This window comes from Fulvivirga sedimenti (assembly GCF_020328055.1).
This window is the reverse complement of sequence record NZ_JAIXNE010000004.1, coordinates 77,765-94,126: the sequence shown is the minus strand read 5'-3', so window position 1 is coordinate 94,126 and position 16,362 is coordinate 77,765. Positions and strand designations below refer to the sequence as shown.

The window sequence follows — 16,362 nt, the reverse complement described above, 5'->3', positions numbered from 1 at the left end:
TGTTTATCCCCAGAGATATTCAAGGGTATACGGACTTCCCTGAGGCGTCCAGAATTTGCCATTCACGAAGCGGTAGGTGCCATCCAAAGCCTCCAGTTTCTTCATCTGATCACTGCTCAGGGATATGTCCTGGGCCCTGAAATTTTCTGCAATCCTACCCTTATTGGTGGATTTAGGTATCACCGCGGTACCTCGCTGTAATGCCCATGCGAGTAATACCTGGGCAGGACTACAGTCAAGATCACCTGCAATTCCCTGAATCACTTCATTTTGCAGGAGAGAGGGTTCATCATCTGCTTTCATGCCCGACGAACGATCCGATGATCCGAGCGGCGAGTAGGCTGTAACAAGGATGTCATGGTCTGAACAAAAGTGGAATAATTCTTTTTGAGCCAGAAACGGATGCATTTCCACCTGGTTCATTTCCGGCATGAGTTCGGCACTTCTGATGAGTTTATTCAGGTTTGGAATGGAAAAATTTGACACACCGATATGCCGCGCTAAACCACTTTTTTTCATTGACTCCATCGCTTTCCATGTAACGGTGAACGGGAGCTCTTCAGGACTTATAAAATCGGAACCTGTAAATGGAAAACCGGCATCAACCTTAATTGAAATGGGCCAATGGATTAAGTATAGATCCAGATAATCCAGCTGAAGATCCGAAAGGGTCTTTTTCAGTGCCAGATGCGCTGCATCCGGCTGATGCGCATTATTCCAGAGCTTGGATGTGATGAAAAGATCTTCCCGTTTTACAGATCCTGATTTAAGTAAATGGGTAAGTGCTTCTCCTATTTCCGACTCATTCCCGTAAATAGCAGCGCAATCGATGTGGCGATAGCCTGCATTTACAGCATCTATCACTGCCTGATAGACCTCACCTGGTGCTGATTTCCAGGTGCCGAGTCCGAGCTGAGGTATCTTTGTTCCGTCTGTAAATTGAAGGTATTTCATTGTATTTTAATCAGGTTCATTGTGAAGTTCAGTAAAATAACACAACCTGACAAAAATTGTCTTCGTAAAACTAAATTAAAGCCCAGAGGCATTGTCGCCTCAATTATTTATTCATCGACTAACCCAATTTACCATGAAGAATTCAATACTGATTACGCTCACACTGGCTTCAGCACTGGTCCTCACACTCGGGGCATTCACCAGTAGTACTAAAGAAACACCGGAATTTATTGTACTCACCATGCCACTGATGGAAACGGCCAAAAGCCACACGCTGGAAGTTTTGGATGCAATGCCGGCAGAAAACTTTAATTATCAGCCTACCGAAGTCAATAAGACCTTTGGAAGCCAGATGGTTCATATCGGCTATTCACTTCACTATTTCAGCGAGGCAATGATGAAGGGTAATCGCATCAAATATGAAGAGCCCGATGCCTCAACTATGTCTAAGGATGAGATCAGGGGTCTTGTTGCCAAAGGATTTGACGATATGATGGCTGCAATGGGCACACTGAGCAGTGAAGATCTCGCAGCAGAACTTCCTTTTGGAAAGAACACAACCATTACGCGCGGACAGGCAGTGATTTTTGCTCATGACCACGTTACCAATCATCGGGCAAAGGCGAACCTCTATCTTCGGATGAATGGTATAGAGCCACCAAATTATAAATTTCTGTAAGGTATAAGTTGTATCACGGGTCAGCCTGCTATTAAGTTAACCAGCTGTATTCTACAGGCGGCATTAATACGGAATTCCTTTTTACTCCGAGCTTAAAATTTATATTTTAACCGATTCCGGATTAAACCACGTCTAATGAATACACTCGATTACACGATCGTCATACTATATGCCATTGGGTTTTTAGGTCTTGGTTATTTTTTTAAGCAGCAAAACAACAAGGAAGATTATTTCCTTGGCGGGCGGTCTTTTGGCTGGTTTCCACTGAGTCTCTCGGTGATGGCAACACAGCTTTCCGCCATAAGCTTTATGTCTGCCCCTGCATTTGTGGGGATCCGGGAAGGAGGGGGACTGCAGTGGCTCAGCTACGAGTTTGCTGTTCCGCTGGCTATGATTTTTCTTGCCACGGTTTTAATACCAGCACTGTACCGGAGCGGCGTGGTGAGTATTTATGAATATCTCGAGAAACGCTTTGGGATTTCCACCCGATTGCTTCTGAGCCTGGTTTTTCAGATTAGCCGCGCATTTGCAACGGCCGTTATGATCTATGCGGTTGCTCTCATTATCATGAGCGTTATTGGTATTCCATTCTGGCAAACGATACTGGTAATCGGGTTGGTTACACTCATCTATTCATACCAGGGAGGAATGAAAGCCGTGGTTTACGGTGATATGATCCAAATGATCATTTTATTCGGCGGTATTCTCATATGTCTTTATTACGGTCTTGATCTGCTGGGTGGATGGAGTCAATTTACTGAATTAGTCGAAACAGACAGGTTAACAGCAGTGGATTTTGGATCACTCGGGTTTGCTGAAGGGGAGTCCTTTGGCTTCTGGCCCATGCTTTTTGGTGGTTTTTTCCTGTATGCATCCTACTATGGGACTGATCAGAGCCAGGTTCAGCGTCTGCTGGCAGCGGATAGCCTGGCGACTGTAAAAAAGACGTTGTTCTATAACGGTCTCCTCCGGTTCCCTATCACATTGAGCTACTGCATCATGGGGTTGATTGTTGGGGTGTTTGCAATGAATACCCCGGAATTTATCGCTCAGATCCCGGCAGATAAGCCTGATCTAATGATTCCTGTCTTTATCAGGGATTACCTCCCTCACGGGATCATAGGAATTCTGATTGTTGCAATCCTGTCAGCAGCTATGTCTTCATTAAGTTCTGCCATTAATTCGCTAAGCGCAGTCACAACTGAAGATTTTGTTTTAAGAGGTAAGTCCGTGCCACCCGACCGGTATGTTCGATATTCCAGAATGACATCACTTTTCTGGGGGTTGGTTTGTATCGGACTTTCATTTTATGCAGGTGATATAGCGCCAACGGTCATTGAAGCGATAAACAAAATAGGGTCCGTTTTTTTCGGGCCGATCCTTGCGACATTTCTCGTTGCGATCAGATTTAAGCGTGTAGGTGCATTTTCAATGAATACCGGCCTTTTGACAGGGGTGGGCGTAAATATTTTCATGTGGCTTGTCGTAGGAAATTCTATTTTCTGGTTTTGGTGGAATGCCATTGGTTTTTTTGTGAGCTTACTGGTCGCGCTGCTCATCTCCGCTTTCCGGTCTGCCCCGTCACGGGATGAAGCAAGCGGTGATACACTCGAGCCATTGCTTACCAGAATGAATTTAGGCCTGATCATTTACTTTGTTGCAATCGTCTCATTCAGTATTGCATTGCGCTATATGTTCTGATTTATCTCATATTTATTCTCATGAAAATTGAGTAAATTCTCTGAGGAAAATAAACCTGATAGCTATGTTATTAAAACGAATAATCCCAATCGTTTTCATGGGTGGTGCATTACTATTTGCCTGCAATCCACAGCCATCTGAAACCGAGGTGATCGATGCGGATGACATGGAAGAAGTAATGGACGACGCAGAAGAACAATCTGGCGTTATAAAAGAGGGTCAGGATTTCTTCATTGATGAGGAAGGAAATATGGTATATACCTTCCTCACAGAGGAGAATATGCCTTCTTTTGCCGGACCAGGAACGTTGAATGATTTTGTGCGCGAGAATCTCACTTATCCCATAGAAGCTCGCGAAAATGAATCGGAAGGTACGGTAGTAGTAGACTTTGTCGTTGCTCCGGATGGAAGCATTCGTGATGCCCGGGTTACAAAACCGGCTGAGGACGAATTGCTGAATACAGAAGCACTTAGGGTTGTTAATCTGATGCCCGCATGGAATCCTGCAATGAAGGATGGTGCACCTGTTGCATACAGATTCAGTTTGCCCGTTGTTTTTAAATTTGAGGAATAGGTAATTACTTTCTCAAGGAAGGGTGATTGGTTTCGGTCACCCTTTCATCGTTCATGCCGAATGAAGTTTGATAATATCCTGGTTCAGTAAATTTGACAGGGTTCGGTAGAGTTGCGGACTGTAAGCATTCAGTTCGTACGGTTTTTCAAAATATATTTCGATTGCCACTGCAAAGAACTCATATCGGTTTGTAGCTCCGTATTCCCTGAAGATCGATTGACCGTTGCGGATTCGTTCCATTTCCATCGTGGCCAGCAAGTCCCACGCGCGAAGATGCCTTCGTGAGAGGAACTCGTATTCCCCGTTCACAATTTTATCTTCAAGGAGCAACGCATGAGCCATTTCATGCAATGCAAGATTTCTTCCGTCGGTACGGTCGGTATACCCACTAAGGAAGTTTTTCCATGACAGAACGATAATTCCAGCACGGTTCACCTCACCCTGATGATATTTCTGGGTAATAAGCGAGTAATAGTTGTCCGGATAGATCAGGATCCGCTGAAAATGGGTGAAATATATTCCCGGAAAACCAAAAGTAAGCTGAATTGCACTTGCGGAGATCAGAACAATCATTTCATCACTCAGGGTTAGTGATTTTGACCTCACGATGAATTCCTTCATGTCGATGAATTGCTGCAGCCGTTTTTCGAAAAGCTGCTTGTCTTCTTCCCCTAATTTCAGATAGTAGATGAAGTAGTCCTGAAGAATAACCCTGTATTTTTCTTTTAGAGGACGGCGGATCATATGACGATGCCAGAGATGCTTGAACCTGTATTGCGTCGAATAATTGAAAATGATTTTAGTTACCTGAACAGATTCGTCAATAACTTTATATAAAATCCATCCCAATGCAAAAATTCCAAGACCGGATAAAATGTATTGAGTAGCACCCATTGATTGTCTTTAAGGCTCCAAAGTAAGAATTACCTGATTATTTAATAACCACACGCAACCTTTTTTTATAGTTTGCAGGTAGATACCAATACCTAACCAACCAGTAACCACTTTTGGACAAACCTGACAATGATATTGTCAACCTTATTAAGGGCTGCAGGGATAACGACCGGGCGATGCAGAAAAAATTGTACCAGCGTTATTACAGTTTTGCCATGAGTATTTGTATGAGATATGGTGAAAACCGCGAGGATGCTGTTGAAATCATGAATGATGGATTTTTCAAGGCTTTTAAATATATACGCTCCTTTGAACTGGATCAGCCATTTGAGCCGTGGTTAAAACGTGTGATGGTGAACTGTTCAATCGATCATTTTAAGCGAAAGAGCCGAATGCTTTTTGAGGATGATACATATCACACTGAAACGATTGCCGGGCAAAGTACTATTCTGGAATCTATCACTTATGAGGAAATGTTGTCGCTTGTGAAAAAGCTGCCGGATGCCTACAGAACCGTATTTAACCTGGTGGCTATTGAGGGTTACAAACATGAAGAAGTTTCAAAACTATTGAATATATCAACCGGGACATCAAAATCGAATTATTCACGGGCCAGAGCAAAGTTGCAGATTATGTTGAAAGAATATTTTGGCGTACGAAATGGATAAAGAAAATAACGATATAGAAAAATTCTTTGAGAAAAGGCTGAGACAGGTGGAGTTTCCATTTAATGAAGGAGATTGGGAAAACCTGGAGAAGCGGCTTGATGAGGATGATCTTCTTGCGGGAGGGATAAGAAATAATGGCGTACGTCCATGGGGTTGGATTGCATTGGTAATTCTTGCATTTCTTTCCGGCTGGATCATGCATAGTTATTTCACTGTGGAGAATGCTGGTGGGGAGGACAATAGCCCTCAGATTGCGGAGGAAAATCCGAAAACCGAAGAAATGGGAGATACCCGTTCTGATGCCGCTGTATCCCGTCAAGCGGATGATTCCCAAAATACGCAGCGTATCCGCTCGGAAATCACTGATAATTCTGAAGGGTCCAACCCGGCTACTGAAACCGATTCCGGGACAATCGCCCGCCCCGGGGATAGTAAACAATCTTCAGATTCCGGGGATCTGGCAAACAACCAGCCCAAACCAGGTTTTGAGAGGGAATCTGACGAGATAAATCACAATTTGAATCATAATAACCCGGGTAATACTAAGGTTGAAACAATTTCGGACGAGCAATTGAATGCCGGTGATATAAACCTCCGACAGGAGGGGGGCAAACTCCCTGAACTCCCGGCAGGGCTGCTTCATTCATGGGAACCTAAGCCATTTGAGCCATTTCCGCAAAGTCTGAATCTATGGATGCCTGAAAAAGTCTATATCAGTATTCCTGATAATACCATTCAACAATTATCTGTCGGGGAGAATGAAGATGAAGAGAGGGAAGATACCTTCAGCAATTGGAGTATTGGGTTGGGCATTTCACCCGACTTCAACAGTACAGGAAATGGCGATCCCTGGAGAGTATCCGGTGAGTTCGGGTTACAGGTCTTCTATACTTTCAGTCGACAGTGGTCGGTCAATACCGGATTATTGTACAGCAATAAGCGATATCTGGCATCAGGTGACCAGTATAATCCACCGGAAGGCTATTGGGATTATTATACCGATGGTATGATTCCGGATGAGGTACGCGCAGTTTGCGGCATACTCGATTTACCGATCAATCTGAATTTCATTATTAACCCTGATTCGAAAATCAGGTTTTTCATCGGCGCCGGGATCAGCAATTATTTCATACTCAATGAGGATTACAAGTATGACTTCAGTGTGCCGAATTATTATGGTTCAGAAGGATGGGAAACTACGGAGAATTCCAGTGCATGGCTTGGGTACTTCAATGGCTCATTCGGGGTCGAATCGACCATTGGAAGGAATTTATCACTGAGGCTCGAACCGTATGCGAAGATTCCGATGAAGCAAGTGGGGTTTGGAAAGGTCGACCTGTTCGGTTCCGGAATGATGTTTACAATTCGCAAACATTTTAAAATTAATGAATAACTAATAACTGGTTGATATGGTTAGTAGGGGGTGATATTCCCTGAATATCGCCCCTTCTTTAAACAAAACACTATGAAGAAACTTTCAATACTTTCGCTAATCATTCTTCTGTTCGGCTGTCAGAGCGAACAGGAAGAACCATCTGTAAACTGTTCCACATACGGACTTCAAATTCAACTCAGCAGCACAACCGATGCAAATTGCGGTAATGCGGATGGGGCGATAACCGTAAGTGCTACCGGAGGTGATGGAAATTACACGTTTTCACTTAATGGTGGAAACAGCAATACGAATGGTCAGTTCACCAACGTGGCTGCAGGCGTCTACACGGTTACTGTGAAGGACAATTCACCGTGCAGTGCGAACGTCACCGCAACCGTGAACAATCTCGATGGAGTGCAATTCGGTGCAGTTAGTCTTACTGATGCGGGTTGCAGTTCAGATAATGGCGCTATAGAAGTCACCGCCATAGAAGGTGTTCCCCCTTATTCTTATGCGATTGATGGAGGGCCGTTTCAGGATGAAGCCATATTCAGTCAGCTTACGGCAGGGGAGTATACTGTTCTTATCTCAGATGCTCAGGATTGCGAAACATCGCAGACTGTAAAGGTTTTTAATGGAACCAGCTGGGACGCTGAAGTGTCACCGATCATCGTTAACAATTGTGCAATATCAGGATGTCACGCTGGTACACAACCGCCTGATTTCCGTGAATTCGCAAATGTGGTTTCGAATGCAGACCGCATCAAAACCCGTACTGGTAATGGAACCATGCCGCCGAATGCCACCCTTTCTGAGGAACAGAAGCAATTGATCGCCTGTTGGGTTGATGACGGTGCGAGGGATAATTAGTGATGCAAAGAAAGAATGTTTATCTCGCTGTACTGGGGATGGCAATATTGTTACTGGTGCTGACAATCCTCTGGCCTGATCAGGAAAAGGTTGAGTATGAATTGACTGCGTCTGAGCTGGCAGAAGAATTTAGCCAGGATGAAACGTCGGCTATGGAGAAATTCAGCGGAAAACGCCTGGCTGTTTCGGGTCTGGTTGATAGTTATAACCCTGAAAGCGGAGTTGTCTTACTTAAATCAAATAATCAATTGCTGATAAGTTGTGCCCTAGTTATCAGCGAGTTACCGAAATCAATTGAAATAAATGAAATGATTACTGTCGAGGGAGTCTGCACAGGCATGCTCCTCGACGTCCAACTCAGTAAATGTATCCTCAGATGAAATTATTTTTAACGCTGCTTTTTGCAATATTCTCGATAGGAATTTCCCATTCCCAGCGTCTCATTGACCGGGAAGGGATTGTTCATTTTTACTCAAAAGCTCCGCTGGAAGATATCGAAGCTGTGAACCGTCAGGCACTGGCAGCAATCGATGGCACCACCGGAGAAGTAGCAGTGACTATGTTGATGCGTGGTTTTGAATTTGAAAAGTCGTTGATGCAGGAACACTTCAATGAAAATTATATGGAGTCCGGAAAATATCCCAAGGCTACATTCATTGGCAACATCCAGGATTTTAATGGGTCGCTGCTCAACCCTTCAGAAAAAATATCACGGGAAGTGATCGGTGATCTTACTATACACGGGGTCACCCGAAAAATTACAGCTGAAGTTATTTTTGAGAAGAAAAGTGGTGTTCTTCATGTGACGACTAATTTTAAAGTTACCGTGGCGGACCATGAAATAGAGATTCCAACACTGGTCATAAAGAATATTGCTGAAGTCGTAGATGTAACTGCGGAATTTTCTTTCTAAAAACCATAATCCATGTTAAGAACGTTTTTTTCTTTTGTCAGCCTGATGATCATTGCCCTTCCAGGCCTGGCACAGAATGATTTGTTAGAAAGCCTCGAATCTGAACAGGTTGAAGCCACTCAAATAATTGAATCGACCTTTAAGGGTACACGTCTGATTAATGGTCATTCTGTGGAAACAAGAGGAGCAGGGACGCTTGAGTTCATTATTTCGCATCGGTTTGGCGAATTGAGCAGCGGGGGCTATAACCTTTTTGGACTCGATAACAGTAACATCCGATTTGGACTGGAGTATGGAATATCGGATAAGCTCTACATTGGAATTGGCCGAAGTTCGTTTGAAAAAACTTTTGATGGTTTTCTCAAATACAGGGTCATTCGACAGAAGAGTGTTGGTTCACCTGTTTCAGTTACACTTTTTACTTCCGGAACAGTTAAAACACTTCGACAGCCCGAAAAGGATTTGTCTTTCAAGGACAAGCTTGCCTATACCACACAGTTGTTGATTGCACATAAATTCAGTGAATCGGTTTCCTTACAGCTTATGCCATCCTACATTCACTTTAACTTAATAGGGGAGAATGACCTGCGAAATGATATTCTGGCAATTGGCGCAGGGGGAAGAGTAAAGCTTAGCAAAAGGATCTCGCTAAACCTTGAATATTATTATCAGGTTGAACCGCTGAATGACGATAGTTACAATTCACTGGCCATCGGCATTGATATTGAAACTGGCGGACATGTTTTTCAGATTCAGCTGACAAATTCACGTTCTATGATTGAAAAGGGGTTTATTGCTGAAACAATGAATGATTTTTTTGCCGGAGATATCCACCTTGGATTTAATATTACACGGGCATTTCAGCTCAAGAAGCAATAAAGTTACTGATATTCAGACGTCTAAGTAATTACTTAGGGCATTCTTCACGCATACCTTACATGAAAGGTTACAGCAAAGGTGCGGGCGATATCAATGGACATGAAAACGATCAGAATTGCTATATCCTTATGTCTTTTGAGTGTGGCTTTATACGCAGCTGATGAAGATAATTTTATACCGGGACAGGTGCTTCGTGTTGATGGTAGTCGCCTGAGTACGCTTGTAAAAGTGCCTGAAACCGCCACTGCCAAGGCAGTTATTTTTAAGGATTCTGAAACCGGCCAAAATACGGAGGTCGAGAGCAGTGAGATTCGTTCAATCACGGTTGTGCTCAACGGTGAAACGGTGGAATACATCAATACACTCTATATCGATCAGTCGAGTAACCGTAGTGGGCAATCAGTATGGATCAGAACGTTAAGCTGGGGTGAAATTGTTCTTTATGCTTCCGAGCTAAGTGATGGCCGCAGTATCTATCTTCTGAAACGATCGGACGAATTATTGCCACGTGAAATCTCTTCTAACAGTTTCAAGACCACAATTGTAAGTTATATCGCTGATCATTCATATCTCACCAAAGATGTGGAAAGCAATAAATATTCCTTCAAGGATCTGAAGGTACTGATGGATGAATATAATTCATGGAAGTCATTTGAATAACTATTTTTTAGCCTGAACTACCAAACTTAATTTTTTATTCAGGGCCCAAATTTGGGCCCTTTTTTTTATCTGATTGATTTGCAAAAAATATTGATGTAACTTCTGGCATGACCTTGCCAGTACCTGTTTTACTTACTGTCGATATTATCGTACTCGCCAGTGGAGATATTCCTCAAATTTTACTCATACAACGTAAAAATGAACCATTCAGGGGATCGTGGGCGCTGCCCGGCGGATTTGTCGACCCCGACGAGGATATTCCGGAAGCTGCGAGAAGGGAGCTGCTTGAAGAAACGCATGTTACAGCGGGTGATGAACTCATCGAAGTAGGCGTATTTGGCAGACCCGGACGTGACCCCAGGGGAAGAACAGTCTCTGTTGCATACATGGTATACTTTGAGACTGCACCCGCCATTCAGGCCGGTGATGATGCAAAGGAAGCCGGCTGGTTCCATACGAATAATCTACCAGAACTGGCTTTTGATCACCAGGAAATAATAGCCCGTGCTCTAAACAAACTCCAAACACTATGACAATTCAACGACGCAGATTTCTCCAAAAAATGGCTGCCGGGGCTGCCGTACTTTCAACAGGCATTCCACTCACACGGATTTACGGTCAGCCATCCCGCAAGTTAGGCGTAGCTTTAGTCGGACTAGGATATTACAGTACCGATTTGCTGGCACCAGCACTTCAGCTCACAGAGTATTGTGAATTACGGGGCATTGTTACGGGCAGCAAGGAAAAAATACCGGTATGGCAGGAAAGGTATGGAATTTCGGACAGGAATGTTTACTCCTACGAAAATATGCATGAGGTGGCTGACAATGACGCTATTGATGTCATTTACATTGTCCTTCCTCCTTCGTTGCATACAAAATACAGTGTAATTGCTGCTGAGGCAGGTAAACATGTGTGGTGTGAAAAGCCTATGGCCCGTACGGCCGCTGAGTGCCAGACTATCATTGATGCCTGCAGGAAAAACAAACGTTATTTAAGTATCGGATATCGCATGCAGCATGAACCAAATACCAGGCAAATCATGAAATGGGCAGAAACACGACCTTATGGAAATATCATCTCACTTTCTGCGGAGGCGGGTTACCGTGAGGGTAGAACCAGTCATTGGAAGTTAAACAAGGAAATGGGAGGGGGAGCCATGTATGATATGGGAGTCTACCCGTTAAATGCGGTTCGTTACGCAACCAATTCAGAGCCCTTGTCGGTTAAAGCAACCTATGAATATACGCGCCCTGAAATCTTCAGCAAGGCAGATGAGATCACACATTTTCAATTGACATTCCCGGGAGGCGTTCAGGCAACATGCAAGACAAGCCTTGCAGAAAGCCTGAACACACTCCATGTTGATTGCAAGAATGGCTGGTATGAGCTCAGTCCGTTTCAATCCTATACAGGTATTCAGGGAACCACAAGTGACGGGAAGGTGCTGAATCAAAACATTCCCAACCAGCAGGCCCGACAGATGGACGATGATGCGCTGGCAATACTGCGAAATACAGAAGTTCTGGTTCCCGGGGAAGAAGGCTTAAAGGACATTCGCATTGTAGAAGCCATTCATCAGAGCGCCATGCAAAATGGCAGGGAGATAACTCTGTAGACCAAATAGTTCACCTTAGCATGATAAATGTACAGCTGATTATCTGATATCAATCAGGCTGACGAATTATACCGGTCAGTTTAAAACTGTGCTGAAATAGTGATATTCCTATATGATTAATGGAACAAAATTTCAGCGTTATGTTACCCTTACAAAAACCCGCACAAGAACCCTCGCTGATCATCAGTCATAAAAATACCAGAAAGGTATATGAGAGGGCCGATTTTGTTGGCGATCTGATCCGTCTGAAACGCCAGCGATATGAAGAGTTTAAAACCCGTAAAATGTTGTTTGCAAGTATAGGCCTCCTGGTGAGCATGCTTGCTATTGTTACGCTATTCAACTGGAAGTTTTACGACCGCGCAGACAATATAGATCTGCAGGCTAATATCTCTCAGGTTGAAGAATTGCTTGATATTCCGGTAACTGAACAACCACCTCCACCTCCCAAAAAAGTCATACAGCAACCCAATATAGTTGAAGTGAGTGAGGAAGAGATCATTGAAGAGATTGAGATCAATCTTGATATGGAGATTACTGAAGATATGGAAATTGAAGAGGTAATCATTGAAAACATGGATGCACCTGAAGAGGAGCATGCAGATGAGATATTTCTGATTGTTGAACAGGCACCTGAACCTGTAGGTGGAATGCAGTCCTTTATGACATACCTGGCTGAAAACCTGCAATATCCGTCAAAGGCACTTCGCATGCAGATCAGTGGCCGTGTTTATGTACAATTTGTTGTGAATGCGGATGGTTCCCTTCAGGATTTCCTTGTGGTAAAAGGAATAGGGGGCGGATGTGATGAAGAAGCGGTAAGAGTGCTTAAAAGCGCCCCTAAATGGATCCCGGGTAAACAACGTGGAAAGACAGTGCGGGTTAGAATGGTAATACCGGTCTATTTCATGATCAAGGAATAATTTGCCGGATGCCGTTCCATTATTAAACGGGAGCCTTTTGGTTCCCGTTTTTTATTTTGGCTGGAAAGAAAGTAGATTATTGCCATTTCCGCGAAGAACAAGACTTTCAGAGTTGACATCGAAATTATCCACTTTGGCCAGTGCATCCAGAAATTGTTGTTCACCGTCTCCGGGACACATTTTGCGGGTCATTGCACCAGGATCCAGCATAATTCCGTCGTCAGTAAGTGAAAAATTTCCATTGAAATTATTACACCCGGAAAATCCGGTAAGTCCGCCTCCATCACTAAATTCAAGAAATGGCAACTCACCTGTAAACAGGTCATCCTGAATTGATGCTCCATTCATTTGAGTCAGCACCCAGGCTTTTTGTGTGAGAAAATCAAAAGAACTCATAGTGTTGGTACTTTTGCAGGAACAAAAAGCCATGATAATACAAAAAACTAAAACAGACTTGGTCATAATTGAACCCGATTTATTTTTATTACAATATCAGTTCAATATACCTATCATCAATAAGAAAAACCAGTGTGTCTATGCCAATATTATCCCCTGATACACATGGAAGTGAATAGAAAATCTTGATAATCCATCATTTTTTTGTATTTTCAGAAAGGACCAAACTTTATAATCATGGTAAAGAGCTATCGGGGTGTCGCTGTCGTCAAGGAAAAAGGGCACAAAATGCAAGATGTTCATGTCGAAGATTACATGACACGTCGATTGATCACTTTCAGTCCGAATCAAACAATGGATATCGTAATCAAAACCCTGATCACAAAGAAAATATCGGGGGGGCCGGTCGTTGATGAGAATGAAAACCTGGTTGGTGTTATCTCCGAAGGTGACTGTTTGAAAGAGGTAGTTCGGGGAAAATATAACAATACACCGAATTTATCAGGCCGTGTTGAGGAACATATGACAAGGGAAGTGTATACCCTGCCTCCGGAAACAAATATTTTTGACGCTGCCAGGAAATTCCTCGAAATGAAGATTCGGAGGTTTCCCGTGGTAAAGGATGGTAAATTACTCGGGCAGATCAGTCAGCGTGACATCATGCGGGCTTGCCAGAACCTGAAAGACACAACCTGGTAGTATTACAGCCTGGATAAAATTATCAGCAGACCAACATGGTCTGCTTTTTTTATGCATCATTCTACTGACCAGAATCACTGCGCGCCTTGATGCGAATCAACAGCCGTCTGACTGCTTTTTTGTAACTTCATTGAAAAGAAAAGGCAATGATTGTCGCCGTATTTGGATTACCCGGTAGTGGTAAAAGCTATTTTGCCAGGAAGCTCGCAGAACGACTTGAGGGAACCTACATCAGTTCGGATAGCCTCAGGCGTGAATTATTTAATTCTCCCACCTATTCTCATGATGAGAAACTTGCTGTTTACCGTAAGATGCTGGCTATCATGTACGATTACCTGCATCGCCGAGAACCCCTTGTGATGGATGCAACTTTCTTCACCAGAGAAATCAGGGATCCATTCAATCATGAAGCTGAATCTATTGGTTGTCGAATTGCATGGATAGAAATAAGGGCTGAGGATACCCTTATCCGCACCCGGCTAAATGTTAATCGCCCCGAAAGTGATGCGGATTACCCGATCCACTTATTAATCAAAAAGAATTTTCAACCAATGCGCAGGGAGCATCTCACACTTGATTCAACCAATGAAAATCTTGATGAGATGATTAAGCGTGCCTTAAAATATCTCGAAGATTTTAAGCCCGCCACGACCGTTAAGAACTGAGAATACTTAAAAATGCTAATCATGGATTTTAATAAACATACAGAAAAAGGCAACCTGATTCTGGATGAGGTGGCTGAACAGTTAGGAATGGAAAATAACCGGGATCTCGCGTTTCGCGTACTTAGATCCGTCCTCCATGCACTCCGTGAACGCTTGCCTATTCAGGAATCATTTCATTTGCTGGCTGAATTGCCGTTCATTATCAAGGCACTTTATGTTGATGGCTGGAAATATCATGAAAAGCCCAACAGGACAATCCGGGATACAGGAAGCCTGATCCGGGAAATGATCCATGAGGACTATCCCGCAGGACACCACGATTTCATGACCCTGAAAGATGGTGAAAACGCGCTGAGAGCAGTGATTACTGTACTAAAAAGACATATTTCAGCAGGTGAAAGTGCCGATATTGAAAACGCGCTGCCGGCGAACCTTAAGGGTCTTTGGCATGGAGCAATTGCCTGAGCAGGCTTACCATGAACCGGGACGATATTGATAACCTTATTCAAAAGGGCTCCTTTTCCTGTGCCTGTAATCAACCAGAGTTACAGGAAACGCATATTTCCTGGATAATCCTGTGCGATCAGGATGTTTTCAAAATCAAAAAGCCAATCCATTATGATTTTCTGGATTTCTCAACACCGGAACAACGAAAATATTTCTGTCAGGAGGAAGTCCGACTGAACAACCGGCTTACTCAGGGTATTTATTTAGGGGTTGTTACAGTAAGCAGATTACAGGATCGATTTGCTATTGGTACATCCATGGGAGAAACCATTGATTTTGCCGTTCACATGAAGCGACTGCCCGATCAGCGCCGTATGGATTTGCTTCTCACACGAGGAATGGTTGGGGATCAGGATATTTTTGCCATTGCAGATCAGCTAATTACGTTTCACTCGAAAACCACTCGATTCGACAATCAGGATACGGAGGGGTTACTGGTAAAGGTTAATGCCATTCAGCAACACGAGCAGTATGTAACGCAAAAATTGGGAGAGGAATATGGGATTATCATCAGGCAAATGATTGATCTGAATACCCGTTTTCTGAATGAAAATCACCTGATGCTTCAGGAAAGGGGGCATTCTGGATTTGTCAGGGACTGTCACGGTGATCTGCATTCCAGAAATATTTTTCTGGCCGAAAGACCCATAATTTTTGATTGTATTGAATTTAACCCGGACTATCGTCGCATAGATCTTCTGAATGAGATCGCTTTTTTCTGTATGGACCTGGAGTCATTCGGCTGCCGTGAACTCGCTGAAGTCTTTCTTGAATATTATAACACAAATTACCCGATCTGCAGAAACGAAAGGGAATATGCCCTCTTTGTTTTTTACAAAGCCTACCGTGCCAACGTCCGCGCAAAAGTAAATCTTCTGAGAGCCATCAGCGATGCTCATAATGATGCTTATTTGGGCGAAGCTGCCCGATACCTGGATTTAATGCAGGGTTATTCGAAAGAACTGGGCGCAATTAATGAACGCTGAAATAATCCCTTATCTGAGCACGGATCTGGTTTTCGGTTAGAGAATCCAGCGGAAGATTATCTTCTACTTTACCCTTTAGTTTATGGTCTTCATTGATTGCCTTTTCAAGATGCTTGCGGGTTTCTGCAGGCCCCATTATAACAATCTTTTCGGCATGTTGTAATGCTGATATGATATCGGTAAAGTATTTTTTCTCCTGTTGTTTTTTCCGTTCAAGGTAGGTGCTTTCGGATGTCGCATCCTGGAACTGGTATGGTACCTGTGTCCCGTACCCACCTTTTGGATTATATTCTTCAATATCTGATTGGATTGTTATGAAATCATCCTTACCCAATTCAAAAATGTAGGCTTTCCTGGAATCAAGCCAAACACCATACTGTCTCTTTGCAGGTTTCATAATC

The 16,362-nt window shown here is 43.4% G+C and carries 21 protein-coding genes; 17 read left to right on the top strand and 4 right to left on the bottom strand.

Going from position 1 to position 16,362, the window contains the following annotated elements; all coding sequences use genetic code 11:
- Positions 1–3: 3 nt before the first annotated feature.
- Entirely contained in the window at positions 4–954 is a 951-nt protein-coding gene (locus LDX50_RS18450) for an aldo/keto reductase (RefSeq protein ID WP_225697674.1), read from the bottom strand.
- 133 nt (positions 955–1,087) lie between these two features.
- Here LDX50_RS18450 and LDX50_RS18445 point away from each other — a divergent pair, with 133 nt between their 5' ends.
- The 3 genes from LDX50_RS18445 to LDX50_RS18435 all read left to right on the top strand — a co-directional run bounded on the left by LDX50_RS18445 (position 1,088) and on the right by LDX50_RS18435 (position 3,908).
- Entirely contained in the window at positions 1,088–1,633 is a 546-nt protein-coding gene (locus LDX50_RS18445) for a DinB family protein (protein WP_225697673.1), read from the top strand.
- A gap of 135 nt (positions 1,634–1,768) precedes the next feature.
- Entirely contained in the window at positions 1,769–3,334 is a 1,566-nt protein-coding gene (locus LDX50_RS18440; RefSeq protein WP_225697672.1) for a sodium:solute symporter family protein, read from the top strand.
- 64 nt (positions 3,335–3,398) lie between these two features.
- A complete protein-coding gene (locus tag LDX50_RS18435) occupies positions 3,399–3,908 on the top strand; it encodes an energy transducer TonB (protein ID WP_225697671.1) in 510 nt (169 codons plus the stop codon).
- Positions 3,909–3,959: 51 nt separating this feature from the next.
- Here LDX50_RS18435 and LDX50_RS18430 read toward each other — a convergent pair whose 3' ends face one another.
- The gene (locus LDX50_RS18430; protein ID WP_225697670.1) at positions 3,960–4,802 is read right to left on the bottom strand and encodes a zinc-dependent peptidase; all 843 of its coding nucleotides are present in this window, start codon (positions 4,800–4,802) and stop codon (positions 3,960–3,962) included.
- A 113-nt stretch (positions 4,803–4,915) separates the two neighbouring features.
- Between LDX50_RS18430 and LDX50_RS18425 the strand changes: the two genes are divergently transcribed.
- The 10 genes from LDX50_RS18425 (at position 4,916) to LDX50_RS18380 (ending at position 12,708) form a co-directional block, all read left to right on the top strand.
- On the top strand, positions 4,916–5,470 hold the full coding sequence (locus LDX50_RS18425) for an RNA polymerase sigma factor (protein WP_225697669.1): 555 nt from the start codon (positions 4,916–4,918) through the stop codon (positions 5,468–5,470).
- A complete protein-coding gene (locus LDX50_RS18420) occupies positions 5,463–6,863 on the top strand; it encodes an outer membrane beta-barrel protein (RefSeq protein WP_225697668.1) in 1,401 nt (466 codons plus the stop codon). Before LDX50_RS18425 ends, LDX50_RS18420 begins: the two co-directional genes overlap by 8 nt.
- A 72-nt stretch (positions 6,864–6,935) precedes the next feature.
- The gene (locus tag LDX50_RS18415; protein ID WP_225697667.1) at positions 6,936–7,715 is read left to right on the top strand and encodes a SprB repeat-containing protein; all 780 of its coding nucleotides are present in this window, start codon (positions 6,936–6,938) and stop codon (positions 7,713–7,715) included.
- 2 nt (positions 7,716–7,717) lie between these two features.
- Positions 7,718–8,095 (top strand): OB-fold putative lipoprotein, encoded by a 378-nt coding sequence (locus LDX50_RS18410; RefSeq protein WP_225697666.1) that lies wholly within the window; start codon positions 7,718–7,720, stop codon positions 8,093–8,095.
- A complete protein-coding gene (locus tag LDX50_RS18405; protein WP_225697665.1) occupies positions 8,092–8,628 on the top strand; it encodes a YceI family protein in 537 nt (178 codons plus the stop codon). Before LDX50_RS18410 ends, LDX50_RS18405 begins: the two co-directional genes overlap by 4 nt.
- Before the next feature lie 12 nt (positions 8,629–8,640).
- Positions 8,641–9,507, top strand: a complete 867-nt coding sequence (locus LDX50_RS18400; protein ID WP_225697664.1) for a DUF5777 family beta-barrel protein — start codon at positions 8,641–8,643, stop codon at positions 9,505–9,507.
- Between the two features lie 99 nt (positions 9,508–9,606).
- Positions 9,607–10,167 (top strand): hypothetical protein, encoded by a 561-nt coding sequence (locus LDX50_RS18395; protein WP_225697663.1) that lies wholly within the window; start codon positions 9,607–9,609, stop codon positions 10,165–10,167.
- A 107-nt stretch (positions 10,168–10,274) separates the two neighbouring features.
- Positions 10,275–10,700 (top strand): NUDIX domain-containing protein, encoded by a 426-nt coding sequence (locus tag LDX50_RS18390; RefSeq protein ID WP_225697662.1) that lies wholly within the window; start codon positions 10,275–10,277, stop codon positions 10,698–10,700.
- Complete coding sequence (locus LDX50_RS18385) at positions 10,697–11,785, top strand: Gfo/Idh/MocA family protein (protein WP_225697661.1); 1,089 nt, start codon at positions 10,697–10,699, stop codon at positions 11,783–11,785. Before LDX50_RS18390 ends, LDX50_RS18385 begins: the two co-directional genes overlap by 4 nt.
- A gap of 140 nt (positions 11,786–11,925) precedes the next feature.
- Complete coding sequence (locus LDX50_RS18380) at positions 11,926–12,708, top strand: energy transducer TonB (protein WP_338029999.1); 783 nt, start codon at positions 11,926–11,928, stop codon at positions 12,706–12,708.
- 51 nt (positions 12,709–12,759) lie between these two features.
- On the opposite strand, the gene LDX50_RS18375 is transcribed toward LDX50_RS18380, so the two are convergent.
- On the bottom strand, positions 12,760–13,104 hold the full coding sequence (locus tag LDX50_RS18375; protein ID WP_225697660.1) for an META domain-containing protein: 345 nt from the start codon (positions 13,102–13,104) through the stop codon (positions 12,760–12,762).
- 237 nt (positions 13,105–13,341) lie between these two features.
- On the opposite strand from LDX50_RS18375, the gene LDX50_RS18370 reads away from it, so the two are divergent.
- From LDX50_RS18370 to LDX50_RS18355, 4 genes are all read left to right on the top strand, one after another.
- Positions 13,342–13,803 (top strand): CBS domain-containing protein, encoded by a 462-nt coding sequence (locus tag LDX50_RS18370; protein WP_225697659.1) that lies wholly within the window; start codon positions 13,342–13,344, stop codon positions 13,801–13,803.
- Between the two features lie 146 nt (positions 13,804–13,949).
- Positions 13,950–14,468 carry a P-loop nucleotide/nucleoside kinase family protein gene (locus tag LDX50_RS18365; protein ID WP_225697658.1) on the top strand — a complete coding sequence of 173 codons (519 nt, stop codon included), beginning with the start codon at positions 13,950–13,952 and terminating at the stop codon, positions 14,466–14,468.
- Between the two features lie 21 nt (positions 14,469–14,489).
- The gene (locus LDX50_RS18360; protein WP_225697657.1) at positions 14,490–14,933 is read left to right on the top strand and encodes a DUF2267 domain-containing protein; all 444 of its coding nucleotides are present in this window, start codon (positions 14,490–14,492) and stop codon (positions 14,931–14,933) included.
- Positions 14,912–15,961: a hypothetical protein gene (locus tag LDX50_RS18355; protein WP_225697656.1), complete on the top strand. Its 1,050-nt coding sequence runs from the start codon at positions 14,912–14,914 to the stop codon at positions 15,959–15,961. Before LDX50_RS18360 ends, LDX50_RS18355 begins: the two co-directional genes overlap by 22 nt.
- Here LDX50_RS18355 and LDX50_RS18350 read toward each other — a convergent pair.
- Positions 15,948–16,358: a hypothetical protein gene (locus LDX50_RS18350; RefSeq protein ID WP_225697655.1), complete on the bottom strand. Its 411-nt coding sequence runs from the start codon at positions 16,356–16,358 to the stop codon at positions 15,948–15,950. The two genes, LDX50_RS18355 and LDX50_RS18350, sit on opposite strands and share 14 nt — an antisense overlap.
- Between the last annotated feature and the right edge of the window lie 4 nt (positions 16,359–16,362).

Coding starts and splice junctions, on each gene's coding strand:
- LDX50_RS18410 (WP_225697666.1), top strand. CDS start 7,718: ATGCAAAGAAAGAATGTTTATCTCGCTGTACTGGGGATGGCAATATTG.
- LDX50_RS18375 (WP_225697660.1), bottom strand. CDS start 13,104: ATGAGTTCTTTTGATTTTCTCACACAAAAAGCCTGGGTGCTGACTCAA.
- LDX50_RS18435 (WP_225697671.1), top strand. CDS start 3,399: ATGTTATTAAAACGAATAATCCCAATCGTTTTCATGGGTGGTGCATTA.
- LDX50_RS18350 (WP_225697655.1), bottom strand. CDS start 16,358: ATGAAACCTGCAAAGAGACAGTATGGTGTTTGGCTTGATTCCAGGAAA.
- LDX50_RS18360 (WP_225697657.1), top strand. CDS start 14,490: ATGGATTTTAATAAACATACAGAAAAAGGCAACCTGATTCTGGATGAG.
- LDX50_RS18405 (WP_225697665.1), top strand. CDS start 8,092: ATGAAATTATTTTTAACGCTGCTTTTTGCAATATTCTCGATAGGAATT.
- LDX50_RS18395 (WP_225697663.1), top strand. CDS start 9,607: ATGAAAACGATCAGAATTGCTATATCCTTATGTCTTTTGAGTGTGGCT.
- LDX50_RS18430 (WP_225697670.1), bottom strand. CDS start 4,802: ATGGGTGCTACTCAATACATTTTATCCGGTCTTGGAATTTTTGCATTG.
- LDX50_RS18450 (WP_225697674.1), bottom strand. CDS start 954: ATGAAATACCTTCAATTTACAGACGGAACAAAGATACCTCAGCTCGGA.
- LDX50_RS18400 (WP_225697664.1), top strand. CDS start 8,641: ATGTTAAGAACGTTTTTTTCTTTTGTCAGCCTGATGATCATTGCCCTT.
- LDX50_RS18415 (WP_225697667.1), top strand. CDS start 6,936: ATGAAGAAACTTTCAATACTTTCGCTAATCATTCTTCTGTTCGGCTGT.
- LDX50_RS18420 (WP_225697668.1), top strand. CDS start 5,463: ATGGATAAAGAAAATAACGATATAGAAAAATTCTTTGAGAAAAGGCTG.
- LDX50_RS18385 (WP_225697661.1), top strand. CDS start 10,697: ATGACAATTCAACGACGCAGATTTCTCCAAAAAATGGCTGCCGGGGCT.
- LDX50_RS18365 (WP_225697658.1), top strand. CDS start 13,950: ATGATTGTCGCCGTATTTGGATTACCCGGTAGTGGTAAAAGCTATTTT.
- LDX50_RS18380 (WP_338029999.1), top strand. CDS start 11,926: ATGTTACCCTTACAAAAACCCGCACAAGAACCCTCGCTGATCATCAGT.
- LDX50_RS18370 (WP_225697659.1), top strand. CDS start 13,342: ATGGTAAAGAGCTATCGGGGTGTCGCTGTCGTCAAGGAAAAAGGGCAC.
- LDX50_RS18390 (WP_225697662.1), top strand. CDS start 10,275: ATGACCTTGCCAGTACCTGTTTTACTTACTGTCGATATTATCGTACTC.
- LDX50_RS18445 (WP_225697673.1), top strand. CDS start 1,088: ATGAAGAATTCAATACTGATTACGCTCACACTGGCTTCAGCACTGGTC.
- LDX50_RS18440 (WP_225697672.1), top strand. CDS start 1,769: ATGAATACACTCGATTACACGATCGTCATACTATATGCCATTGGGTTT.